Genomic DNA, 24838 nt, shown 5'->3' with positions numbered 1-24838 from the left:
GAGAAGGACCGGACCTTATGCTCTCCTACATGGGAAGCGGACTGTCAGGGCCTTCCGGAAGACTTGGTGTAGGCTTCTTCGGCTTCTTCGGTTTCTTCGGCTCCTTCAATTTCTTCTCTTTCTTCGGCTTCTTGAGTCCTGCACCTTGATCCAGCTTACGTTCCTGACGTCTTTCTTTATACATAGCCATCACCATATACAGAGAAGGTACGACAATCAACGTCAGGATGGTAGAGAACATCAGACCAAAGATGATGGTATACGCCATAGGCCGGAACAGGATGCTCCCCGTGGTTGCCAGCGGCAGCATACCGAACATCGCGGTAAGGGACGTCAGTAGGATCGGCCGGAAACGGGCCGAAGTTGCACCGATAATCGCTTCCTGTAGGCCTACGCCTTCGCGACGCGCATCCTCAATAAATTCAATCAATACAATCCCGTTCCGCACGACAATCCCGGCCAGAGAAATAATCCCCATAATACTCATGAAGCCGATGGAGGAGCCGGAAATGAAGATCCCGATCACTCCGCCTGCTGCTGCCAGATACACCGTCGTCATAATGATGAGTGGTGTGGACAGAGAGTAGAACTGCACTGTAATCAGCAGTAGAATCAAGAAGATAACGATGACGAACAAGCTACCCAAATCGGAGAATATTTTTGCCTGATCCGAGGTTTCCCCGCCCAGGGTCCAGCTATATCCTTCCGGAAAATGCATATCGCCCAGCAAAGCGCTAACTTGTTCATTCAGCTCGGTAGCCGTTTTGCCGCCTGCTGCATCCGCCTCTACGGTAACCGTACGCACCAGATTGTAATGCTGCACCTTCTGGATGGAGAACGACGGCTTCAGCTCAGCCAATTGAGATAATGGCACCTGAGCGCCTTGCCCGTTGGTGATATTAATCTGCTGGAATAGCTCCGTCGGATTGCTATCCTTGTTCTTCATATATAAGTTCACATCAATGATTTCCTTACCCGTATCAAAGTCACCGATGGTTAATCCATCACCCATGAGCCGCAGCGTCTGAGTCAATGTCTTATAGTCCACCTGATATTGATTCATGGCATCATCATTGATGGCGAAATCCAGCGTATAGCTTTGGTTACCAAAGTTGTCCTTGATTCCGCTTGTACCCTCAACTTGAGCAATCTTCTCCTTCACCTGTTGCGACAGGCTTTGGAGCTGATCCAGATCCTCACCCGAGATACGGACGGATACTGCCGCACCTACAGGAATACCCAGCCGTGGGATATTGGTTGTAATCTTGGCCCCTGGATATCGCTTATCCAGCTCCTTCTGCCAAGTCGCCACCGTCTCGTTCCAGTCTTGCTTGTCTTTCGTGCCAATGACTGCAATCTGCCCTACCGTCGGCGAGGCACTGACAAAGTTCGTAATGTCCGAGAATATCTGCGGCGCCTTGCCACCAATACCGTAGCTGACCATCTCCGCTTGTTCCTGCTTTGTTACCCATTCCGCAATGCTTGCTACTGTCTGATCGGTAGCCTCGAAGGAGGTTCCCACCGGAAGCTCCACATTAATATTAACGTGATGCTCCTCTGCTTGCGGGAACAAGTCAATCGGGGTGAACAAAGCAAACCCGAAGGACAAGGTACCAATCATCAGTCCGGTCATAGCCGTAAGCATTGGGCGCTTAAGCACCTTGGGAATAATGGTCCCGGAGTACCATTTCGTTGCTGTCTGAATCTGCTTGCCCAGCAAACCTGGCGATTTGTTCTCCTTGTTCTCCTTACCCCGGCTTTGTCTACGCTTCTCATGCCATTCCCGGAAGATTGGAATAATGGTCAGCGACATCACCATAGAAGCCAGCATGGTGCTGGAAATGACAATCGGAATCGGCTTAATGAACGAGCCGACGTCTCCAGTCAGGAACAGCAATGGCATAAAGGCAAAGATCGTAGACAACGTCGCCGTCAGGATAGAGATGGATACCTCCCGAGCTCCCTTCACAGAAGCTACGGAAGGGTCTTCTCCCAAGTCGCTAAGCCGTCGCTCAATATTATCGTTAACGACCACCGCGTCATCGACTAGAATACCCAGTACAATGATCAGGCCTACGATGGTAATTTCGTTCAAGGTAATGCCTGTTACTGGCAGAAGAATGAGTCCCAGTGCAATGGAAATCGGAATGGCTAAGGCCACAAAAGCTGCCGTTAACAGGTTGAGTCCCAGCATACAGACGATAATAACTGCAGCAATCGCTATGAGCATTTCCTTGGTAAGGTCGGCAAACATCTTATCGACCACTTCAAGCTGAGCAAAGGCCGTCACAAACTTAACGTTCTTCGGCAAGTGTGGAGATAACTCCGCCAACTTGTTGGAGATGGCCTTATCCATCGATGGCACGTCCGAGCCGGTCTGTGCGTTCACATTGATCAGCAACGCCGGCTTACCGTTATAATATGGCAAATAATCGGGAGTCCCCGGTGTCAGCTTCACTTCAGCGATATCCTTAAGATATACGGAGGAACCCGTTGGCATCGTCATAATTAAGGCATCGTTCAGCAGTTCTACGTCTTCCAGGCTTTGAACCTGCAATTGATAATTACGATTATCGACATTTAAATCGCCTAGGGGTACGCGAATGCTCATATTCTGTACGGACTGGACGACCAGTTCCCACGGAATCTGGTATTGCTGGAGCTTCTGCGTGTCGATCTCGATCGCGACTTGCTGCTCGGGAATCCCCTGGATTTCTACCCCGGCCACGCCTTGAACGGTCTGGAGCTGGTCACGCCAGCCAATCATCGTATCGTTCAGCGCGTACAGTTCTTCCCGAGATTCAGCATAAATGATATAGGAACCAACAAACGCTGAACTCAGGTTATCGTTAACGGTCGGTTGCATCACGCCTTCAGGTAGATTAGCCGAAGCATCCTGAACATTCTTGCGCAACTCGTTCCAGGCCTTCTCGGCATCCGCATCAGGATAAGCCATGACGGTAATCATGGAATATCCACTGCCTGAAGTAGACAGGATTTTATCTACACTATCTACTTTCTTAATGGCCTGTTCCATCACCTTCGTGACAGATTGTTCTACCTTCTCCGGCGTAGCGCCCGGATATACCGTCGTTACCAGCGCCGTCTTGACGATAGCATCGGGCATATCCTGACGGGCCAGCCCGGTGAAGCTGTACACCCCGACCATGATGAGCATAATAAAGAATAACAGCGTTATTTTGCGTTTCTTAACTAAGAAGTTAATCATTGACCGGCCTCCGCCGTCGTTACGGCGTAGCCGTCAAACAGCCCTTCTGCCCCCACACTTACGATGGTATCTCCTGCCTGTAAGCCAGATACAATACGGAAGCGGTTGTTGCGGATTTCTGCACCCAATTCAACAGGAGTCTTCACAGATTTGCCGTCAATTACACGGAAGACGTAAGGCTCCTGACCGTTGCTGATGACAGCCTCGGCAGGTACAAGAATGGCCTGCTCCCCTGATACCTGAAGTCCAGCCTTCACCACCTGTCCAGCCAACCAGTCCTTGTTCGGATTAGGCACGCTAACCTCAACAGAGATAGACCCTGTCCCGGCATTGGTCCGTGGATGAACCAGATCAACGGTTCCCGTCCGCGTCTCATCTCCCAGGGCCAAGTCTACTTGTTGTCCTGCCTTCCAGGAAGAGATCTCCCGGTCAGGAACAGAAAGATACACTTTCAACACATCGGTCTCTCCGATGGTGAACGCAGGAGAGCCTGCCCCGGTTGCTTGACCTACGACCACCATCTTCTCCAGCACTGTACCGGAGACAGTTGCCGTAAGCTTCGTCTTGGACAAGCCCAGTTCCGCTTGCTCACGAGTCAGCTCAGCATACTTGTACCCTGCCTCGGCCTGCGCGGCGGTAGCCTGCGCCGCCGCCTTGCCGGCCTTGGCCTGATCCAGCATGGACTTGGCACCTTCACGCTGCTCTGCGGTAGCCCCATTAGTGACTTCCTCCAGTTGTTTCTTGGCGCTATCCACCGCATTTTCTGTATTTTTAAGCTGAATTTGTGTTTTTTCATAATCATCCATAGAAATCAGGCCTTCGGCGTATAATTTCTGGAACCGCTCGGCATCGGCCTTCACCTTGGTATAAGCATCTTCCGCTTGCTTCACTTGATTCTCTACAAGAGCCCGCTGTTGTTCAGAGGCTCCCTTTTCTACCGCATCCACATTAGATTGAGCACTGCGAACCTGTGCTTCCGCAGAGGCCAGCCCGGCCTTGGCCGCACTTAATTGGCCCTGAGCCTGCGCAACCCCGCTCTGGGCCTGTTCCAATTGCAGGCGACTGGGCTCACTATCCAAGATAGCCAAGACGTCCCCGGCCTTCACCTGGTCGCCAACCTCGACCAAGCTTTGTTTCACTTCACCTGCAGCCTGAAACGTAACTGTAGCCGAATTGGTAGGCTGAAGTGTGCCTGACAATGTATATTCTGCCTCCATGGGCTCGCTCTTTAAGGTCAGTACCTCAACTATTGCTGCCTCGTTCTCCGATGCAGCGTTCTCCCCAGCATTTCCCGAAGAACATGCGGCTAAAGACAACGTCAGTAACGCTGTCATGCTCAGCCATAAAAACCGTCCCTTCATCAGGATAATTCTCCTCCCATAATACTCATCGGTATTTTTTTTAACTCCAAAGTAACCCAGCCGCAATGCGGTTGTCAAGCGCAGGTACTTCTGATTGATTTCACTTGCAACTCTGTGTTAGCATGTTGACCTGAGAGAACATGGAGATAAGGGAGGAAGAACCGTGGGGAAGAAAGCTGTGGGGGTTATCCTTTCACTAATATTATTGGCGAGCAGTCCAATTTCGGCCTATGCAGCCGATGGCGATAATACCACGAGATCAGGAAGAAATGCCGAGACTAGTAAAGAGCTTAAGGATTCATTCGTAGAATCGGGAAGATTGCAATCGTTAAAACATTTGGACCTAGATACTGTATTAAAATTAGCACTGAATAATTCCTATAATTTATCCTTGCTGGATATGAAGCTCACTGCGTTGAGACAAAACGAGGATAGTCTGGAAGAGCAGAAGAAGGGATTGGACGGGGCTGTTATTACCATTCCTTCTATTCGATTACCCGAAAGTCCGGAGGATATAGTCAAGGTGATTCCCGAAGATTACGGCCCAGTTGACCCTACATCCGTATGGTTGGTTTCTGATGCCATCACCAACACAGCCGTCAACGGGGCTCTCGATGGCCTGGCCGGCATTGCCGGAGCACTGAACAAGCAAATGGCTAGTCAGCGCCAGCAGCTTGAATTGGCCCTGGATCAGCTTAATACCGAGCAATCCAATACACTAATTGATATGGAGAAGGCCAAGACCGGCGTTAAGCTGCAAATCACCTCACAATACGTACAGCTCTTGTCGCTGAATAAGCAAATCAGGCTGACGGAGGAATATCTGGACATTGTAAAAGCAGACTACAATAAAGCCGTCACCTTCAAGGAATATGCGATGGGGACTGAGGAAGCCGTGATGCTGGCCCAGCGTCAGGTACGCGATCAGGAAGAGCAGCTTGATACACTGAGAGATAACTATCAGCTCTCGCTGCTGCAACTCTGCTTTGATCTGGGGTTGGTTTATGACCCGAATATGACCTTGGCCGACATCGCCTATACCCCGAAGGCAACCACCCGTAAAAATACGGAGGACATTTTGCGTAGCTCCTATGATATGAAGCAACAGTGGAATGCGGTCGTGCTGGCCAATACCCAGGAGAACCACACCAATGCGGCCAACGATCATGAGCAGGATTATTTGTATACGATGGTTCGTATCGCGGGCCGTCAGGCCGAGCAAACAAAAGTTGAGCTAAGCAAGAAGATCAGCGCCACGTACAGCGGAGCCGATACAGCCTACAAAGCCTACCAGAGTGCGGAAAAAGATCTGGCGGATACCGAAATCGACTTTAACAATATGCAGACACGCTTCAAGAGCGGATTTGTCTCACGTTATGACTTCGATAAATACGGTTTCCTGCTTACCCAACAGGAGCTAGCGTTGGACTTAACCCGTTTGCAGGTGTTCCTGGCAAATGAAGCAGTAGCCGCTATGGAAAAAGGCTTAATTAACTAAAGCGCACACCACTTAGAGCATTCATATGCCACTAAGCATTACAGCAGGTCCCTGAGCAAGTCTCCGGGGGACCTGCTGTTTTTTGTGAAGCCCCTCGCTTGCGCGTATAATAAAGGAAACATGTGGAAGAAAATGTATTCGATCAGGCAGGTGATTCTATTGTCCAATTCTCGCCTTACCCAGAGGGCGTTAGCTACCTCGCTAAAGAAGCTGATGAACGAGTTACCCCTGAATAAAATCACTGTCAGGCACATCGTCACCGATTGTCAGTTAAATCGAAAAACGTTCTATTATCATTTTCAGGATATCTATGATTTGCTAGGCTGGATTTACCAGACGGAAGCCGTGGATGCCATTGCTGGGGATCACAGCTACTATACCTGGACTAACGGATTTCTCAAAATTTTTGAATACATCCAGGAGAACAGGGCCTTCTGCTTGAACACACTCCATTCCTTAGGCAGAAGTCACCTTGATTCTTATCTGTATGCGGTAGCTAACCCGCTGATCATGGGCGTTGTCCAGGAGTTATCCTGCGGAATGCAGGTGGCAGAGGAAGACAAGCGTTTTCTGGCTAATTTCTATACTCTGGCCTTCACCGGACTGGTCATTCAATGGCTGCTGGAGGGAATGAAGGAGCTGCCGGACAGCATCGTCAGGAAATTGAGCAAGCTGCTGGAAGGTCATTTCGAGCGGGCTTTGCTCCGATATGAGCATAGTCCCAACACCAAGCTGCTACCCTAAGGCCTTAGCAAATCCCGAAATCAACATAGCATTCTCCTACTGCAAAATATGGCCCATCTCGTCGGAAATCCGGACAATTGCTGGCAAATGTCCAATTATAGGACAGTAGAGCGTTATTGATGATACCCGCCTCTTAGGAAAGGGAGTACCTTGAAGATGTTCCTACTTGGACCAATTTTCTTAAGGGAGGCTACGGTAATGTCAACAGATTTTAGCGGGAAACAGGTATATTTTGTGGGCGGAGGGCTCGCTTCACTGGCAGGTGCAGCGTTTTTGGTGAGAGATTGTGACTTTCCGGGGGAGCAGATTCACGTGCTTGAGGAGATGCACATCCTTGGGGGCAGCAACGATGGAGCCGGCGACGAAAGACAAGGCTACGTCATTCGAGGCGGACGGATGCTGAATGATGAGGCCTATGAGAACACTTGGGATTTGCTGAGTTCTATTCCTTCATTGGACCATCCAAGTCTGTCGGTGCGTGAAGAGATAGTTGCTTTCGATACTGCCCATCCGACCCACTCCAACGCCCGGCTGGTGAACAAGCACGGCCAAGTGGAAGATGTGACCTCCATGGGCTTTGATACCGCGGATCGGTTAGCGATGGCCAAATTGATCATGGCGCCGGAAGAGAAGCTGGGCAAGGCCCGAATCCACGACTGGTTTGGCCCTCATTTCTTCGAAACAAATTTCTGGTACATGTGGGCAACCACCTTCGCCTTTCAGCCGTGGCACAGTGCCGTGGAATTCAAAAGATATATGCTGCGGTTCATGCATGAGTTCCCCCGCATCCATACGCTGGAGGGCGTGACGCGCACGCCTTACAATCAATATGACTCGATCATTTTGCCGCTGCATCGTTATCTCGAAGATCACGGCGTAGATTTCTCGCTGAAGTGTACTGTCACGGATCTCGACTTCAAGAAGGGAGACGGAATCACCGTAACGCGAATGCATATGATTCAGGATGGGACACCTGCCACTCTGGATATCGCGGAAGGCGATCTCGTGCTGATCACCAATGGCTCCATGACAGAAAGCTCCAGCCTGGGTTCTATGACAACTCCTCCCCAGCTTCTGGGCAAGGGGAGCTCATGGAAGCTTTGGGAGCGCATAGCCGCTAAACAACCCGGAGTAGGTAACCCCTCCACCTTCGCCGATCATATTGACGAGTCAAAGTGGGAATCTTTTACCGTGACCTGCCAGGACTCACGCTTCTTCGATCTGATGGAGGCCTTCTCCCGCAATAAAGCTGGGAGCGGCGCATTGGTCACGTTCAAGGACTCCAGTTGGTTCATGTCCATCGTTCTGGCACACCAGCCCCATTTCCGCAACCAGCCTGAGCAGGTTAAGGTATTCTGGGGATACGGACTCTTTCCCGACCAGATTGGCGACTACGTGCCGAAGAAAATGTCAGATTGCACCGGGGAAGAAATTTTGACAGAACTGCTGCATCATCTTCATTTCGATCAAGACTTGGATGCCATCTTGTCCACCGCGAATTGCATTCCTTGCATGATGCCCTATATTACGGCTCAGTTCCTGCCAAGGTTGATCGATGACCGGCCCAAGGTTATCCCTGACGGTTCCACCAATCTGGCGTTCATCAGTCAATTCTGCGAGATTCCGGATGATGTCGTATTCACGGAGGAATATTCTATCAGAGCCGCTCGCATAGCCGTATATGGCTTGCTTGGTATTCAGAAGCCCGTAGCGCCCATCCGGCAATATCAATACGATGTACGTACTTTATTGCAAGGATTGGTTACCTCATTCCGGTAATCAGGAATTGACCACAGGATAAAGAAACGACTCTAGGCGATGGGTTTCTTAAGCTTCATATCCGCATACATGATCTTGTTATACTGATTGATCAGCCCGTCCAGAATAACGGATTGATGAATGACTCGCTTACTCCGAAGCCCGTAGACTTGAGCTAATCGATTTAGCTTTTGTCGTTCCGCTTCTATACAAATTTTAATCTTCTCAGAATTATTCATAGCTATCACCCTATGAATATATTAGAAGATGTTGCCAAATATTGCCTAATGAAACATACTGCAAAAACAAAAAAATTCCAATTTTAAATAAATCGAGTAGAATAGGTCGTCACTTTCCCCGACCTCCTACTCGATTTTTGTATTTTAAATTGACAGTGAATTGCTCTGAGCTGAAAAGCGTGTAGGTAAACCAATATACTTCCTACTATAAAGTTTAGGACGGAAAACATTATGTTTTCCGTCCTAAACGGGACTATTTGTATCCAGTTGTGACACCTTCCAAGCAAGCCCTTCAAACTTGAACAATGGGTATATCTAGAATATTAACCCCAGCCATGCGCAAATATAGTAAATACTTTACCACTACCAATCAACAATGCAACGTTAAACGTCAACATAACCGAAGCCACCAAGAATGTTTTCCTTTTCATTATCCCACACCTCTCTACAAAGTTTATTGTATTGCTGTGTCTGCTCCTCATTAGCAAACCTTCGATAAATTTCAAAAATCGCCATGGGTACATTAGCATGTAGATCCTTATGTCTTAATTTGGTAGCTGCATACATGCTGTGAAGAATGTTGGTTAGGCCTTCTTCATAAAAGCCTTTCCGGAAATTATAGATTGCGTAATTCTGAAAGAAGACAGCATATCGAAATACATAGGGAGGTTCTTTGGGCTTATGCTCATCAATACGATCCTGTATCAGCATGTCTTCTTGGCCAAAATTTCTATACTGCTCAATGTTATCATTGAACTTAACAAGTATGTCATCAACAAAAAAGTCATGTCTGTTAGCAGACTCTACTAGCGTGATGAGCCCCTCAACAATTTCATCAGGATGGTTCTCTAAAAAAGCTACATACTCCGCTATTCTCGTACGGTTGCCAGACTTGATGTCCACCGACATATAGTTTGCTTCGGCAAACATTTTAAGGAGACGAACCTCTGCTTCCCCCTCCTCATCCAGTCCCTCAAACCAGCTTAAGTCAGCATATTGAGCTATCCATTTTCTTGATTCCTGATACATACCACGATATTCATACGTTCCTGCCTTAAATAAATAAGCCTTCCCGTAATAATGAACCAACGGTCGTTCCGAAGAAAAATCCTCTTCCTTCCAGGCTTGTCTTTCATACAAAGCCAATGCTAGTCTGGCCAACTCATCGGCGTAATTCTCCGCTTCTGCCCATCTAAACCTAACAGAGTAGACATATACAAGCATTAGTAACCCATCCAGAGCCAATGCTTCGGGCAATCGGTAACGATAAGGCAGGAACTGCAGAGCTGATTCAAAACATCTCTGTTTATCTGCTTGATAGATTTGGAATATCCGATAGTAGCTCATCGCCAGCCGTTCAGAGTGACTGAATCGCTCACTCTCGATTACACTCTCATAGAGAATGACAGCCGCTTCCTTCCAGCCTTGCTCATACATCATTTCAGCGGTTTCGAAGATGCTGGCAACCTGCTTCAAGTCTTCAAGCAACCGGCATAACACCTGCTTGATGCAGTCGTGCTGCTGCAACTCGGCGCAACGTAGCAAGAAGGGACGTATCCTCCGCCAATGCGGAGCGTTCGGAGTAGAGCATTCCTCGGCGTACAAATTGTAAAAGTGTCCCTCCGGAAGACCCATCGCTTTGGTTACCCGGTCAAGCTGACTGATCGCAATCAGACGGTTGCCGTTGATAATTCCGCTTAATGTTCCGACATTGACTCCAGAACTTTCGGCAAAACGCTGCAGGGTTGTCCCATTATTCTTAATGTAGTCTTCCAGTTCTGCGCGAATCGTGGTAGTGGATATCAAATAATTATCACCCCCAAACCCGTTCAGCTTGCTTCTGCAAAGCCAAGCCTGTTCTTCTCGGCAGAGCCATTAACGACACCCAACGACACCAAATAACACCATCTTTTGCTAGTTTTACGATATATATTTACATAATAATCCTTATTTTTACATTCGTCAACGCAAAAACGAGACTCATAGGACAGTTTTAAGCCCTCTTGAGTCTCGTAATAAAATAGTTATAGGATTAATCAGCCAGGTCCAACGTAATAAGAGTAGCTCCTGCATCAGGAACCAACGAAAGCCCCTGCTCTGTGACAGTAACCTCTGCACCCGAAACGGCCGCATATTGGTTGATTCCGCGCAGTACGACACTCCAATGACCCGCCGCGCTGCCTTGAATAGTAATCGTACTTCCAGAGCGGTTGGCCGTAACTTCCAGCGCAACTTCTCCCTTAACAGTCGGCACCATCGCTGCCGCTTCGGCCCCTTCCTCCAGCTCGAACAAATGCAAGGTCACACCATCGGCATAGTCATAGTCCGGACGAGATTCGTCTACGCCAAGCGGCAATAGTGTTCCCGGACGGACATATAGCGGCAGGCTCATGTAGTCATGCTGTTCTTCGCGCCACAGCCCTCCTTGAACCCGCTCGCCTGTGAAGAGATGCGTCCAGGTCCCCTTCGGCAAATAGTAAGAAACCTTGCCTTCCGGATGGAAGACAGGTGCTACCAGGAGCGATTCGCCCAGCATGTATTGCCGGTCAAGCATAATGCAGGTAGGGTCATCAGCAAACTCCATGACCATAGCTCTCATCGTGGGAATTCCTACCTCGGCCGTTTGCACCGCCTCGGCAAAAATATACGGCATCAACCGACATTTCCACTGCGTGAAAAAGCGCATGACGTCCACCGCTTCCTCGTCGAAGAGCCAGGGAACGCGGTAGGAGGTGTTGCCATGCAGCCGACTATGACTGGAGAGTAGCCCAAACGCTGTCCAGCGCTTGTAGACATCGGCTGAGGAGGTTTCTTCAAAACCGCCGATATCGTGGCTCCAGAAGCCGAAGCCAGACAAGCTGAGCGACAATCCCCCGCGCAGGCTTTCTGCCATGGAATCATAGTTGGCGTAGCAATCGCCGCCCCAATGCACAGGGAACTTCTGGCTCCCGGCCGTTGCCGAGCGAGCAAAGACCAAAGCCTCTCCCTTGCCCAATTCCTGTTCCAGCACTTCGAATACCACTTTATTGTATAAATACGTGTAATAGTTATGCATCTTCTGCGGATCAGAGCCGTCATGGAAGACCACATCTGTCGGAATCCGCTCACCAAAATCCGTCTTGAACGAATCAACGCCCATATCCACCAGTTCTCTTAAGTAGCCTTGGAACCACTCGCAGGCCTCCGGATTCGTAAAGTCGACAACGCCCATTCCGGGCTGCCATTTGTCACATTGCCACACGTCACCGCCCGGCTTACACAGCAGGTACCCCTTTTCCATCGCTTCATCAAACAAAATAGATTGCTGGCTGATATAGGGATTAATCCACACACAAATATGCAGACCCTTCTCCTTCAGGCGATGAATCATTTCCTTTGGCTCCGGGAACACCTCTTCATCCCATACAAAATCAGTCCAGCGGAACGCCTTCATCCAGAAGCAGTCGAAATGGAACACGTGCAGTGGAATGTCTCGTTCCTTCATCCCGTCCACGAAGGAATTGACCGTGGCTTCATCATAATTGGTCGTAAATGAAGTCGTCAGCCAGAGGCCAAAGGACCAGGCTGGCGGCAACGCAGGCTTGCCGGTTAATGCGGTATAACGCTCCAGCGTATGCTTCATGGTTGGCCCGCCGATGACATAATACTCCAGCGACTGACCGGGCACGCTGAACTGTACCTTTGATACCTTCTCAGAAGCAATCTCATAGGATACGAGCTCAGGCTGATTCACAAATACCCCATACCCCTTGTTGCTGATATAAAAAGGAACATTCTTATACGCCTGCTGCGAGCCCGTTCCCCCGTCATTATTCCACATATCCACACTTTGTCCATTCTTCACGAACGGTGTGAAGCGTTCGCCAAGTCCATACACATATTCGCCAACGCCCAGGTCTAACTGTTCTCTGACATAGGTCGCTCCCGACCTGGCCTCAATATACCCCATGGATTTCTTCACGCTGCCGGTAATACGTTGCCCGTCGAAGTAGAAGTCGACGGACCAATTGGCGCCTTGCTGAATGACCACCTTCATACGGCCACTCGTCAGTGAAACCTCAGGCTCGCCGACACAAATGTTCACGGGAACATCCGCATCCTGCGACAGTTCGAATTGCGGGTGCGTCACCCGCACGCCGCGATGATGTTCGATCTTCACCCCGATGATATGCTCTTTGGGAGAATGGAAATATAACGTAATCAAGGGAACATCAAGCTGAGCCCTGCGATTCTCTACCGGCTTCGGCGCGGCGTAGACGACGAGGGTATTCCCCTTCTGCTCGGCCGCATGGAGGTACAGCGGGCTAATGATGTCATATTCCTTGGAAATCAACCAGTTACCGTCACTAAATTTCATAATGGTACTCCTTCCTCTGTAAGAAAAACGGACGAGTCCCCCATTTCCCAATGCGGGCCCGTCCGCTGTCTGATCTAGTTTATTTCAAGGTATCCCAGCCGACTTTGAATTCATCCAGCATCTGGTTCATGTCGTATTTGCCAGCGATATGTGCTTGCGTAGCGGAGGCAAATTCATGAGCAAGACCATCCGGGAATTTCGGTGCATTCAACGTATTGACCTTCCCGGCTTGCGCATAATTCCATACCTCTGCTCCAATATCGCCCATATCTTCTGCCGTAGCTTCCATGGTGGAGAAGGCAGGAATGAATTTAAATTTCTTAACGATATATTCCTTGCCGATATCCGAAGTCACATACCAGTTCAAGAAGATTTTCGCCTCTTCCTTCACCGGGGAATTCTTGTTCACGACCAGGTTCGCCGGTACACCAACATTCAGCTTATCGTTCAATTCAGCGTCCTCGCCCAATGGCATTGGCAGGACACCCAAATTCAGATCAGGATTGATCTGGTCGATTTGCAATTGGGCCCAGTTGCCCTGCTGCATCATAGCTGCCTTGCCGTTGGCAAATTCCGCAACCTGGGTGTTATAGTCCGTTGTCAAAGAGTTTTTATTGCCATATTTGACCGTCAGATCAATCAATTTCACCCATTCCTGGAACTTCGCATTGTCCGTGAACAATTCCGTTCCTTCGTTCAAGCCTTTGATAAATGCATCCGGGTCCGGTTGTTGGGCAAAGGCCGGGTTAATCCCCTGGTTACCGATGATCCACCATTCCTGATAACCGTTGGAGAATGGGGTTACACCGCTAGCTTCCAGCTTTTGCGCAGCTTCCTCCAGTTGAGAGTAAGTCTTCGGCAACTCCGTGATTCCGGCTTGTTCGAACAAATCCTTGTTGTAAATAAAGCCGAAGCCTTCCAGGTTCATGGCCATGCCATACACTTTGCCGTCCAGCGTCATTGGCTCTTTGGCCAAGGGGAGCAAGTCATTCACCCAAGGCTGATCCGACAGGTCCTCCATGCGGTCCAGCCATGTTTCCATATCCTTAAACCCACCGTTAGTAAAGATGTCCGGCTCCTCGCCGGAAGCAAACTTCGTCTTCAGGAAGGTACCATAATCGCCGCCCACCGTTTGAATCTCCAGCTTGATGTTCGGATGCTCCTTCTCAAACTCCACCTTAAGCTCATTTAGCCCTTCCACGATTTCCGTTTTGAGCTGCAAAATTTTAACCGTCTTGATCTCTGCTGGCGCATCTCCACCCTGGGAGGCGTTGCCCCCGGTGTTACCGCCATCAGCTGCTTTATTTCCGCCCCCGCAAGCGCTCAGGACAAGTGAAAGCGCTAGCACAGAAGTCAGCAAGAACATAAGCCGTTTCATCTTCTTCATGAATAAATTCCCCCTGTAGTTGTTTTAAGAGAAGCCGGGTGTACGTTCATTTCGCTTGATAGGCTCAGCCCTTGACCGAGCCCGAAGTAATTCCTTCCACGATGTATTTCTGCAAGCTGAGAAAGAACAGTAATATCGGCGTAATGCCTAGAACCAGTGTAGGTAATGCAAGGTCCCACTGCTTGGTGTACTGGCCGAAGAACGCGAAGGTCGCGATCGGAATCGTCCGCAGATGTTGGCTCTGCAAGACGAGTGAAGGTAATAAATAATCATTCCATATCCACAAGCAATTCAAGATAATTACCGTCACCAGCATCGGTTGCAGCAACGGAATCACGATTCTCCAGAAGACGACAAAGGGCTTGGCGCCGTCGACCAGAGCCGCCTCTTCCATTTCCAGTGGAATCGATTTGACGAAGCCATGGAGTAAGAAGATGGCGAGGGGTACACCTAACCCGAGATAACACAGGATTAGCCCGGGGATGCTGTTGTTAATGCCCAAGCCCTTAATGACTTGAAGCAGCGGAATCATGATCGATTGGAAAGGCACGACCATCGCGGCAACGAACAGCGTGAATTGAATTCGGTTCAATAGGCTATTGGATCGTACCATCCGGTACGCAGCCATGGCGCTGAACAAGGCAATCAGCAGGATGCCTGCTATGGTGATGATCAGCGAATTGCCGAAGGCTTCGGTGAATCGGGTGATTCTCCAGGCGTTAGCATAGTTGCTCCATACCCAGGTCTCCGGCCAGGATGCGGCATTGGTCAGAATGTCCCCCAACGATTTGACGGAGTTGACCAATAAGAAGTAAAAGGGAGCCATAAAGAGCACCGCGATGACAATCATAACGATTTGCAGTATGACACGTGGGAAAGCGGAAGACGTCTTCATCAGGCCTCCACCTCCTTGCTCTTCGTTAAGCGGACCTGGAACAAGGTGACCGTAGCCACGACGATGAAGAATAACAACGCCTTCGCCGTGCCCAAACCGTATTTGTTATTTTGGAACGATTCCACATAGATGTTCAGAGCCAGTGATTCCGTGGAACGGAACGGTCCGCCCTTGGTCAGGGACAGATTCAGATCGAACATCTTGAAGGACCAGGAGATCGTCAAGAACAAGCATACCGTAACCGCTGGCATGATCAAAGGCATGATGATGCTGCGCAACACCTGCCACCGACTCGCTCCGTCGATACTTGCCGCCTCCAGCACTTCCCTGGATACGTTATTAATCGAAGCGATGTAAATCACCATCAAATAACCGGCCGATTGCCAGACGAACACGATGACGATTGCCCAAAACCCGGTGGGTTCGTCCCCCAGCCAGGGTAGCTGAAAGAAGGCTAGTCCGGTTATTTCGCCCAGTGTAGCAAATCCCTTGACGAAGATGAACTGCCAGATAAAACCGAGCAGCAGACCGCCAATGACATTAGGCATGAAGAACAGCGTCCGCAGTACGTTCCGTCCCTTCAACGGCCGGGTCAGCACATAAGCCAAGCTGAAGCCCACCAGGTTCGTCAAAATGACACTGGCAACGGTGAACCGTACCGTGAACCAAAAGGCTGTCCGAAACGCATTGTCCTGCATAAAGATCGTTCTGAAGTTCTCAAAGCCTACCCAATCAACCTCGCCCGATATGCCGTTCCAATTGGTGAAGGAATAATACATCCCCATCGCAAACGGCACCAGAATAACAAGTATGAAAAATATGGATACAGGACCGGTATAGACCAGTTGCTGTAGGAAAGCCCCCCTTTTCTTTCTACTCATTTGATTTCCCCCATTCCTCTCCAAAACTTGTGCACGCTTTAATTATCTCTATACAAGGAATCTGGGAATACCTGATAATGTGAACTATAAGGTATAAAATATTGATCATAGGCAGGTGGCCTCTTTGAACTGGAGCAGCATCCGTACCAAGCTGATTGTCGGGCTGATTATTGCCGCGCTTGTTCCCAGTGTAGCGACGATGATTATCAGCTATTCCTATACTACCCACTCCCTGAAAGAGCGAGCCGTGCAGGATAACGGGAGCCTGCTCTTCCAGGGCAGCGAGAATATCAAGAACTACCTGGAGGAGCTTAACCGCAACTCCCTATCCGTCTATTCCGATGACTTCTTCTATCGGAGCCTGCCCTACGGATTCGAGAATATCTCGGCTCGGGGGCAGCAAGTGGCCACCCTGCAATCGATGGCTGCGGCCTCCAAGGACGTGCTGCAAATCTACCTCTACGTAGACAAGAAGCGGCAAGCGACGCTGCTGACTCCCAGCTCGTTAAAACGAATGAGCGATATCGACAGCTTCATTCCGGGCAACTGGAACAACGAGTTGGCACTAACCCTGAGCTCTCCCCATGCCCCTTATAACTATGGCTTCGACGTTCCGCCTGTTGGCAGTGGGGATCAGAAGGTAATCACCCTGTACCGTTCCATCAGACAGATTCCTTCGGACAACCAGTTGGGGCTGTTAGCCATGGACATCCGGCTGGATGCGATCTCTCGGATCAGCAACCAATTGTTCCAGGCGGAGCACGAGAAGCTCTACCTTCTGGACGAAGACGGGTATGTCATTTATTCGGGTGAACCGGAACGGATCGGTCAGAAGTTCAGCGCTCCCTGGTACGAGGCACAGGTGATGAACGGATCTCCCCGGGGCAGCTTTGAAGAGGACAAGCAAATCTTCGTATACGACACCGTTGATACCGCCTTCAGCCAGTGGCGGCTCGTCAAGCAGATTCCTGCCTCTTATCTAACCCGGGATACCCAGCAGGCAGCAGCGATCAATGTCCTGCTGCTGGCCGCTTCCTTGCTCTTAATCATTGCCATGATTATTCTCATCTCGGTGAGTCTGACCAAACCGATTAAGCGGCTGGTATGGTACATGAATCAAATTCAGACCGGACATTTAACCGTAGCCATCGACACGAACCGCAAGGATGAAATCGGGGTAGTATACCGCCGCTTGAGCAGCATGATGGATACGATCAACAATTTAATTCTTCGCGAATATAAGCTTAAGCTAGCCAATACCACGAACCAGTTACGGGCACTGCAAGCGCAGGTGAATCCCCATTTTCTGAATAATTCATTGCAATCCATCGGCTCGCTGGCCTTGGAGCATGGGGTCAAGCGGGTATATTCGTTGATCTCCACGCTGTCGCGAATGATGCGTTACAGCATGTACAATACGGACGAGCCGGTCGCTCTGGATAAGGAGCTACAGCATGTTCAGGATTACATGGAGTTGCAAGCCGAAAGGTTTGACCAAGGCTTCAAAGTCCGCTACGATGTGGATAAAACGACACTCGATGTCCTGGTTCCCAAAATGATTCTGCAACCACTGGTCGAGAACTACTTCAAGCACGGTCGGGACCCGATGGAGGAATCCAGCCAGATCATTCTAACCAGCCTGTGGATCGACGCCAGCACCTTGCAATTGACGGTGGAAGATAACGGAAACGGCATGCCTGAGGAAGTTTGGCAGCGCCTTCAACAACGACTGGAACAAGCTGCACAAAATCCGGTGGAAGGTCTGTCCGATCCCTCTCGATCAGGGGAGGACGAAGGCGGTATCGGGTTAGTGAACGTGATGACCCGACTGAAGCTGTTCTACGGAGAGGATAGCCATTTTGAGGTTGAGAATCTCCAGCCCCATGGATTCAGGGCCATACTAACGATGAGAGTGGAAGGTGAACCCGAGTGAAGGCCTTGATTGTTGACGATGAGAAGCCTGTACGCAAATCAATTCGGTTAATTGTGGATTGGGAGGCCTATGGTATCTGCCAGGTTGATGAGGCCACCAACGGCCTGGAAGCCATGCAGATTATTCAGGAAGAGCAGCCCCAAATCGTCCTGATGGATATTCACATGCCCTTGAAGAACGGACTGGACCTGATGGAATGGCTCCATACCAACGTTCCCGATACGAAATTCATCGTCATCAGCGGGCATAATGATTTTGAGTTTATGAGGAATACCATCTGGTACAGCGGCATTGATTATATTCTCAAGCCCATCGATGAGAAGATGGTGAACATTGCGGTGCAGAAGGCCGTCGCCGCCTGGAAGGAGGAACAGCAGGAACGCACCACACTGCTGAGCAAGGACGTATCTGTCAACGAATACCGCCCTGTCTACTCCGAGAAGCTGTTAACCAGCTTGATTGAGGACCCCCGTTCGCAGACTCAGGCGCTTCGGCGCCTTCGGGATCTCGGCGTTTTACCCGAGCAGATTACTACCTTCAGGCCCGCGCTGCTGCAAATGGATGATAGCGATCAAGCCTTATCTGCGAAGTTCGGACAGGAGAAGGAGCTGCTGATCTTCACCTTGCTTAATATTTGCAACGAGCTGCTTCGGGAGAGAGGGGCAGGCATCGCCTTCAAAAATTGGGGTACGCAGCATATTATCGTTCTGCTGCTATGGCGCCAGCCGGAGGCATATACAACGCTAATTCAGGAAATTAACCAGGCCTTCGCCCAAATTTTACAGAGAAATATGCACTTTGGCGTTGGTCCGATTATTCACGACTATGCCGAGCTTCCAGCCGCCTACGAAGCCGGAATGAGGGCATTGCGCTCCCGCAATCTGCTATTACTGGGACAACATATTCATGTGGCTCCCGTCAGTTCCGTAGCCGTAAACGATGAAGAGCAGGAGCCTGTTCGCTTCGGGGAGGTGGAAGAACGCTGGAAGATCGCCTTACTGAGCGGCCAGCCTGACGTCATTGAAGAGGCAGTCTCGAAATGGATGATCCGATTGCAGCAGAACGGACAAATTACTCCCCGCCATCTTGAACAGTGGAATCGGGATATCGAGCGGTTTCAGACCCGGGTCGCTTATGATACGGTAGGTAGTGCGGCCGGAGAATTATTAGCAGCCCTCCCCATAGAGGAGGCACCGAACCCCGATAAAGATATCTTCTCCATGGCAGACTGGAAGGCGTATTGGCAGCAGTCCCTATTGCGGTTATCCACTAGCCTGCTGTCCACGCAAACCTCAGGGCAGAATCTGATGAACGACGTTGTCGCTTATATGCAGCAGAATTATAACCAGGACCTCTCTTTGTATGATATTGCCAAGCGATTCTTCGTTAGCAGAGAATACATCTCGCGTAAATTCAAGCAAACCTACGGAACCAATATGTCCGATTATTTGACGAAAATTCGCATCGATCATGCCAAGCAATTGCTACGCAACCCGCAGATGAAGCTGGCGGCCATTGCCGAGATGGTCGGATTCAAGAACGAGAAATATTTCAGCCAGGTCTTCAAGAAGCAAGAAGGGATATCACCCGGCGAATTCCGAAAACAGCATAAAAAATAAGGGCTGCCTGCCCGCAGTATGGGGGGCTAGCCTAAGTACAACAAAGAACCCCGGTAATGCTGATTTACGGCATTCCCGGGGGTTCTCACGACGATCACGAACGATATATTTTAATTTTAATCCTGAATCTCAATTCGCTTCGACTGTGTCGGTTGCCGTTTCGGCACCTCCAGCTTCAACAACCCATCCTTCAGGGACGCCCGAATGCCGTCCTCGTCGATGTCCTGTACATAAAATCTGCGTACATACTCGCCATAACGCCGTTCCTTCCGAACCACTTGCTGATGGTTATCCTCAACGCTGCCATCTTCCTGGTGAACCGCCTTAATCGTCAAGTAAGGAGCGGCATAGCCGATATCGATGTCCTCTTTCCGAAAACCGGGCAACTCGGCTTCCAGCAAGTAGGCCTGATCCGTCTCGCGCACATCCGTCTTGAAGGATATCGCCTGAGGTCTCATCGAGGTGAAGAAATCATCGCTGAAGACATCGTTAAATGCCTTCGCCAATTGACCCCATGCATCCTCTCTGCGTCTTCCGAATGGAACCAAATCAAACATCACACATTCCCCTTTCTTTGACTTTATTTGACCTTACGCCTTTATTATAGTGCGCGACCCTTCATATTGACAAAAAGGATCTGCGGCCAAAATAAGCGATTATCATGCATTTCTGGCCATTTTGTATAATCGAAAATAGTTTTTCTATTTGTTTGACCTTTTTTGATCTTTTCTATTCTTTTCACGGGTTTGAAATGCAGATTGCCAGCCTGATGTTATGACCTTTCTAATAGACGGTGTGACAATTATTATAATGCCTGTCTAACGAATCATGCTAATATGGGGCAACACAACATTGTGAAATAATACACAAAGGGGCGTTGCATAGTGAAAAAGAGTTTATTTGCAATTCTTATGGTTGGACTTATCATGCTACTCGTCGTTGGTTGCAATCAAGAGAAGCCAGCGAATGAAGGCGCTGCGGCCGCAGGCGGCAAATTTACGCCAGGTACGTACGAAGGCGTGTCGAAGGGACATGGCGGTGAGATTAAGGCCACGGTAACCGTGTCCGCAGACAAAATTGAATCCATCGAGATTACAGCCGATGGTGAGACAGGCAGTATTGGAGACGGAGCTATCGCACAGTTGACAGGTGACATCATCAACACCCAAAGCTTGGCGGTCGATGCTGTGTCAGGTGCCAGCGAATCCAGTGCAGGCATTATCGAAGCAGTTACCCTGGCCCTGGAAAAAGCCGGAGCCAACATTAACGACTTGAAGGACCCAGCGAACAAACTGGCTGTTGAAGAAGCCAAGCAAGAGGATCTTAACGTCGATGTAGTCATCGTTGGCTCAGGCGGAGCAGGTCTCTCGGCGGCTATTGAAGCCAAGGAAGCCGGCAAATCCGTTGTTATCCTGGAACAAATGCCAATCATCGGCGGTAACACCAACCGCGCTACCGGCGGTCTTAACGCCGCAGAAACAACGATTCAGGAAGAGAACGGCATCAAGGATTCGAAGCAAACGTTCTACGATGACACGTTAAAAGGCGGTCATAACATTAACGATCCGGAATTGCTTCGCACTTTGGTCGATAATGCACCGGAAGCAATCTATTGGTTGAACGATATGGGCGCAGGCATTTCCCGAGTGTCCTTGTCGGGTGGAGCAACGAATCCAAGAATTCATACTCCGGCGGATGGATCTGCTATTGGTCCAGTCGTGGTAAATGTTCTGTCAGAGAAATTAAAAGAGCTTGAGGTTGATATCCTGCTCAACTCCAAAGCTGTGAAGCTTATCCAGCAAGACGGTGCAGTTGTAGGCGTTGAAGCTGTCGACAAAAATGAAAATCCATTTAAGGTCAATGCCAAAGCGGTTATTCTCGCTACTGGTGGTTTTGGAGCCAACAGCGAAATGGTCGTGCAATATCGTCCTGAGCTAGAAGGCTTCTCCACAACGAACCATGCCGGAGCAACCGGTTCAGGGATCGTCATGGCTCAAGAAGCTGGCGCTGATCTGATGCAAATTGAACAAATCCAAATCCACCCTACCACCGATCCTGAATCTGGTTATATGTTCACTGAAGGACTTCGTGGTGATGGTGCAATTCTGGTAAACAAAGAAGCCAAACGCTTTACCAACGAACTGCTTACACGTGATGTGGTATCGCAAAATATTTTGAAGCAAACCGACAAAATGGCTTACTTGATCACAAATCAGGAAATGGTTGATGAGAATGCTTCATTGGCCAAATATATCAAAGAAGGGTACGCAACCAAGGGTGATGATCTTGCCCTGCTGGCTGGCGAGCTGAACCTCGATGCTGCCACTCTGGAAGCTACCTTGAAGACTTATACGCAATTTGTTAAGGACGGTAAGGATACTGAATTCGAGAGAGCTCACTTGACGCAAACCCTTGAAGCAGGCCCTTACTACGCCATCCCTGTAACACCAGGTGTCCACCATACGATGGGCGGCGTGAAGATTGATACCCAAACCCATGTCCTGAATCCTGAAGGACAAGCGATTTCCGGTCTGTATGCAGCCGGTGAAATTGCTGGCGGCGTGCACGGCGGTAACCGTATCGGCGGTAATGCCGTAGCCGACATCATCGTCTTCGGACGTATCGCAGGCCAAACAGCAGCAGCAGAATTGAAATAATCAACAAGATATCATCAAGTCCCTCCTTGCCAAAATGGTTGCTATCATTTTGTGAGGAGGGGCTTTTTTGTGTATTACAAATTACTAATTCTATACATCCCATCATATATCTATCGGCCATGCAGCTACAAGAAATGGGTGAGTGTATACTTTAGAGGATTGGGAAGATATCGTACAGAATATTATGTATTAAAGAGTAACCAGGTGTATTTTTAGAGGAGAACAATCATGGGGAAAAATCTAAAGTTGGTATGGAGCTATAGCAAGCATTTTCAGAATAAAATCATGCAGTCCTTTCTGCTGCTCATTGTCATTACGGGGATTGGACTCATCCCTGCCTTTCTGATCCAGAAGGTATTTGATGAGGGGCTAATGAAGGGGCAATATCGCATCGTTCTGATCTATAGCTTGGCACTTTCTGCCGTCTATCTCGTGAAGAGCGTCCTGAGCTACATATCAACTTATCTATTTACGCACATGAATCAGAACATCATTTTCAAGATTAGAGAAGAAATTTCCAAGAAGCTGCTCAAATATCCACTGGACTTCTACAATTTCAAGGAGAGCGGGTATATTACGGCCCGGCTTAATGAAGTAAATAATTTGAGCGGACTGTTCTCGGCCAATACTTTTAAAATGGTGCTTGGTTTTTTCGAATTTGTAGGCGTGCTCATCATTTTGTTGCTTCAAAGTGTGCCGTTAACCCTGATTATGTGCCTGCTGATTCCTTGCTATTATCTGATCTCTACCCGGCTGATGGGCTCCGTTGCTAAATTTTCAAAAGAAATTGCTGAGAAAAGCGCGCAACTCAACAGTAAAATTCAGCAGTCCGTAGGCGGTATTGAAGAGGTCAAGAATTTATCGCTGGAAGAGATAGAATCAGAGAAAATTAATGACATGACTCGCAAATTAATGAAAGCTAACGTCAAGCAAACTTTGAGCTATTCGCTGGGGATGGAAATGATTATTTTCCTGGGCGCCATGGCTACCGTAATTCTCATGTTATCCGGGGGCAGATTGTTCATCGATCAGCAGCTCTCTATCGGTGTATACATGATTTTCCTGAGCTATGTGCCCAAGCTGTACACCCCGATTCAGAGCATCACGGGTGCAACGTTAACCCTGCAACCAGCATTGGTAAGCTTGCAAAGACTTAGCTTGTTCCTGGAAGAAACGTTGGAGGATGCTGAGGATGATCATAAGCTGGAGCTGAAGGATATCCACGATATTCAGGTCCGTCAGGTTGATTTTCATTACAAGAACGCTCCCTTCCTGTTTCAAAATCTTGAATTCAACTTGGAACGGAAGGATAAATTGATGATCTATGGCGAGAATGGCTCGGGAAAGACCACCTTTTTCCGCTTGCTCATGGGTCTATATAATTGCACGGAAGGGCAAATTCTGCTGAATGGCACCGATATTACAGCCATCTCCCGGAAATCTTTACGTAAAAATATCGGCATCGTCTCGCAAAAAATCTATCTATTTAATGATACGATTGAGAACAACGTAAAATATGGGGTAGATCATGTCGATGAAGCCAGGTACAAGGAAGTGGTGGAATTAACCGAGCTCGGCAAAGTGATGGACAGGCTTGGGGGACAAACTATCGGGGAGAACGGGAGTCGGCTCTCGGGTGGGGAAATTCAGCGTATTGCCATTGCCCGAGCCCTGCTGAGAGAATCCAGCGTCCTGCTATTCGACGAAATTGCCGCTCATTTGGATGACGAGACCAAAAGGCTGATGAACGAGCTCTTGCAAACTGCGCTCAATGACCGTATTTGTATCTTCATCGACCACAGCCATTCCTTTGATATTCTTTGTAACAAGTCCTTGCAGTTAACCAAGCCAGCCGTGGAAATGGCTCACTCCTAGAGCTGTCGGGTGACTTGATACCAGCAAAATGAGCAAGCCTTCGATTCTGTTGTACGAATCGAAGGCTTGTGTTCGTTTATACTCCGACTATCCATCCATCTGCCAGATTTAACGGGAAATCCTCCATATAAAAGTTACTTTTAGAGTAATAACCAGCTATTATAGGGAAATTCTCCATATAATTCGGGCTAAATTGCCCATTATAGGTTTGATATGAGGATTTATAGGGAGTTTTTCCAGTTAAATCTCTAAAATCAGCGTTTTTCCACAAATTAGCGGGAGAATTTCCTACTAATGCGCGCCCCCAGCAGTATGTAACAGTAGGGTGCAGGTGGATGCAGATGAGATGGTGCAGTAGGGTACAGTTAGGTGCAAATTATACAGTAATTAGCGATCTTCCCTACG

16 protein-coding genes are annotated in these 24838 nt (G+C 49.0%); 7 read left to right on the top strand and 9 right to left on the bottom strand.

All coding sequences use genetic code 11. From position 1 onward, the window contains the following. Positions 1-25: 25 nt before the first annotated feature. Together AC1VOR_RS15020 and AC1VOR_RS15015 are read right to left on the bottom strand one after the other, a co-directional pair. Complete coding sequence (locus AC1VOR_RS15020; protein ID WP_482618811.1) at positions 26-3229, bottom strand: efflux RND transporter permease subunit; 3204 nt, start codon at positions 3227-3229, stop codon at positions 26-28. Next, positions 3226-4590: an efflux RND transporter periplasmic adaptor subunit gene (locus AC1VOR_RS15015; RefSeq protein ID WP_482618810.1), complete on the bottom strand. Its 1365-nt coding sequence runs from the start codon at positions 4588-4590 to the stop codon at positions 3226-3228. The genes AC1VOR_RS15020 and AC1VOR_RS15015 overlap by 4 nt, the downstream gene beginning before the upstream one ends. Before the next feature lie 163 nt (positions 4591-4753). Between AC1VOR_RS15015 and AC1VOR_RS15010 the strand changes: the two genes are divergently transcribed. The 3 genes from AC1VOR_RS15010 to AC1VOR_RS15000 all read left to right on the top strand — a co-directional run bounded on the left by AC1VOR_RS15010 (position 4754) and on the right by AC1VOR_RS15000 (position 8611). Next, a complete protein-coding gene (locus AC1VOR_RS15010; protein ID WP_482618808.1) occupies positions 4754-6088 on the top strand; it encodes a TolC family protein in 1335 nt (444 codons plus the stop codon). Between the two features lie 120 nt (positions 6089-6208). Further along, entirely contained in the window at positions 6209-6832 is a 624-nt protein-coding gene (locus AC1VOR_RS15005; protein WP_482618806.1) for a TetR-like C-terminal domain-containing protein, read from the top strand. A gap of 198 nt (positions 6833-7030) precedes the next feature. Next, the gene (locus tag AC1VOR_RS15000; protein ID WP_482618804.1) at positions 7031-8611 is read left to right on the top strand and encodes an oleate hydratase; all 1581 of its coding nucleotides are present in this window, start codon (positions 7031-7033) and stop codon (positions 8609-8611) included. A gap of 32 nt (positions 8612-8643) precedes the next feature. Here the strand turns inward: AC1VOR_RS15000 and AC1VOR_RS14995 are convergent, their stop codons facing one another. The 6 genes from AC1VOR_RS14995 to AC1VOR_RS14970 form a co-directional block, all read right to left on the bottom strand. Next, positions 8644-8829 carry a Spo0E family sporulation regulatory protein-aspartic acid phosphatase gene (locus AC1VOR_RS14995; protein ID WP_482618802.1) on the bottom strand — a complete coding sequence of 62 codons (186 nt, stop codon included), beginning with the start codon at positions 8827-8829 and terminating at the stop codon, positions 8644-8646. Positions 8830-9213: 384 nt separating this feature from the next. Continuing rightward, the gene (locus tag AC1VOR_RS14990) at positions 9214-10635 is read right to left on the bottom strand and encodes a helix-turn-helix domain-containing protein (RefSeq protein WP_482618801.1); all 1422 of its coding nucleotides are present in this window, start codon (positions 10633-10635) and stop codon (positions 9214-9216) included. A 226-nt stretch (positions 10636-10861) separates the two neighbouring features. After that, positions 10862-13186, bottom strand: coding sequence for an alpha-xylosidase (gene yicI / locus AC1VOR_RS14985; RefSeq protein ID WP_482618800.1), 2325 nt, complete (start codon positions 13184-13186; stop codon positions 10862-10864). A gap of 79 nt (positions 13187-13265) precedes the next feature. After that, on the bottom strand, positions 13266-14564 hold the full coding sequence (locus AC1VOR_RS14980) for an ABC transporter substrate-binding protein (RefSeq protein WP_482618905.1): 1299 nt from the start codon (positions 14562-14564) through the stop codon (positions 13266-13268). 73 nt (positions 14565-14637) lie between these two features. Continuing rightward, a complete protein-coding gene (locus AC1VOR_RS14975) occupies positions 14638-15468 on the bottom strand; it encodes a carbohydrate ABC transporter permease (RefSeq protein ID WP_482618798.1) in 831 nt (276 codons plus the stop codon). Continuing rightward, positions 15468-16349: a carbohydrate ABC transporter permease gene (locus AC1VOR_RS14970; RefSeq protein ID WP_482618796.1), complete on the bottom strand. Its 882-nt coding sequence runs from the start codon at positions 16347-16349 to the stop codon at positions 15468-15470. The genes AC1VOR_RS14975 and AC1VOR_RS14970 overlap by 1 nt, the downstream gene beginning before the upstream one ends. 115 nt (positions 16350-16464) lie before the next feature. Between AC1VOR_RS14970 and AC1VOR_RS14965 the strand changes: the two genes are divergently transcribed. After that, complete coding sequence (locus AC1VOR_RS14965) at positions 16465-18282, top strand: cache domain-containing sensor histidine kinase (RefSeq protein WP_482618794.1); 1818 nt, start codon at positions 16465-16467, stop codon at positions 18280-18282. Continuing rightward, positions 18279-19901, top strand: a complete 1623-nt coding sequence (locus AC1VOR_RS14960) for a helix-turn-helix domain-containing protein (RefSeq protein ID WP_482618792.1) — start codon at positions 18279-18281, stop codon at positions 19899-19901. The genes AC1VOR_RS14965 and AC1VOR_RS14960 overlap by 4 nt, the downstream gene beginning before the upstream one ends. A 116-nt stretch (positions 19902-20017) precedes the next feature. On the opposite strand, the gene AC1VOR_RS14955 is transcribed toward AC1VOR_RS14960, so the two are convergent. Further along, entirely contained in the window at positions 20018-20458 is a 441-nt protein-coding gene (locus tag AC1VOR_RS14955; protein ID WP_482618790.1) for an Hsp20/alpha crystallin family protein, read from the bottom strand. Positions 20459-20785: 327 nt separating this feature from the next. Between AC1VOR_RS14955 and AC1VOR_RS14950 the strand changes: the two genes are divergently transcribed. After that, positions 20786-22558: a flavocytochrome c gene (locus AC1VOR_RS14950; protein WP_482618788.1), complete on the top strand. Its 1773-nt coding sequence runs from the start codon at positions 20786-20788 to the stop codon at positions 22556-22558. Positions 22559-22786: 228 nt separating this feature from the next. Continuing rightward, entirely contained in the window at positions 22787-24433 is a 1647-nt protein-coding gene (locus AC1VOR_RS14945) for an ABC transporter ATP-binding protein (RefSeq protein WP_482618786.1), read from the top strand. The last annotated feature ends 405 nt before the right edge of the window (positions 24434-24838 follow it).

Source organism: Paenibacillus sp. 1SOY10, from assembly GCF_056836745.1.
Note: the sequence above shows the minus strand (reverse complement) of the source record. Positions and strands in the feature narration are given on the sequence as shown.

Coding starts and splice junctions, on each gene's coding strand:
- AC1VOR_RS15020 (WP_482618811.1), bottom strand. CDS start 3,229: ATGATTAACTTCTTAGTTAAGAAACGCAAAATAACGCTGTTATTCTTT.
- AC1VOR_RS15015 (WP_482618810.1), bottom strand. CDS start 4,590: ATGAAGGGACGGTTTTTATGGCTGAGCATGACAGCGTTACTGACGTTG.
- AC1VOR_RS15005 (WP_482618806.1), top strand. CDS start 6,209: ATGTGGAAGAAAATGTATTCGATCAGGCAGGTGATTCTATTGTCCAAT.
- AC1VOR_RS15000 (WP_482618804.1), top strand. CDS start 7,031: ATGTCAACAGATTTTAGCGGGAAACAGGTATATTTTGTGGGCGGAGGG.
- AC1VOR_RS14995 (WP_482618802.1), bottom strand. CDS start 8,829: ATGAATAATTCTGAGAAGATTAAAATTTGTATAGAAGCGGAACGACAA.
- yicI (WP_482618800.1), bottom strand. CDS start 13,186: ATGAAATTTAGTGACGGTAACTGGTTGATTTCCAAGGAATATGACATC.
- AC1VOR_RS14980 (WP_482618905.1), bottom strand. CDS start 14,564: ATGAAACGGCTTATGTTCTTGCTGACTTCTGTGCTAGCGCTTTCACTT.
- AC1VOR_RS14975 (WP_482618798.1), bottom strand. CDS start 15,468: ATGAAGACGTCTTCCGCTTTCCCACGTGTCATACTGCAAATCGTTATG.
- AC1VOR_RS14970 (WP_482618796.1), bottom strand. CDS start 16,349: ATGAGTAGAAAGAAAAGGGGGGCTTTCCTACAGCAACTGGTCTATACC.
- AC1VOR_RS14955 (WP_482618790.1), bottom strand. CDS start 20,458: ATGTTTGATTTGGTTCCATTCGGAAGACGCAGAGAGGATGCATGGGGT.
- AC1VOR_RS14945 (WP_482618786.1), top strand. CDS start 22,787: ATGGGGAAAAATCTAAAGTTGGTATGGAGCTATAGCAAGCATTTTCAG.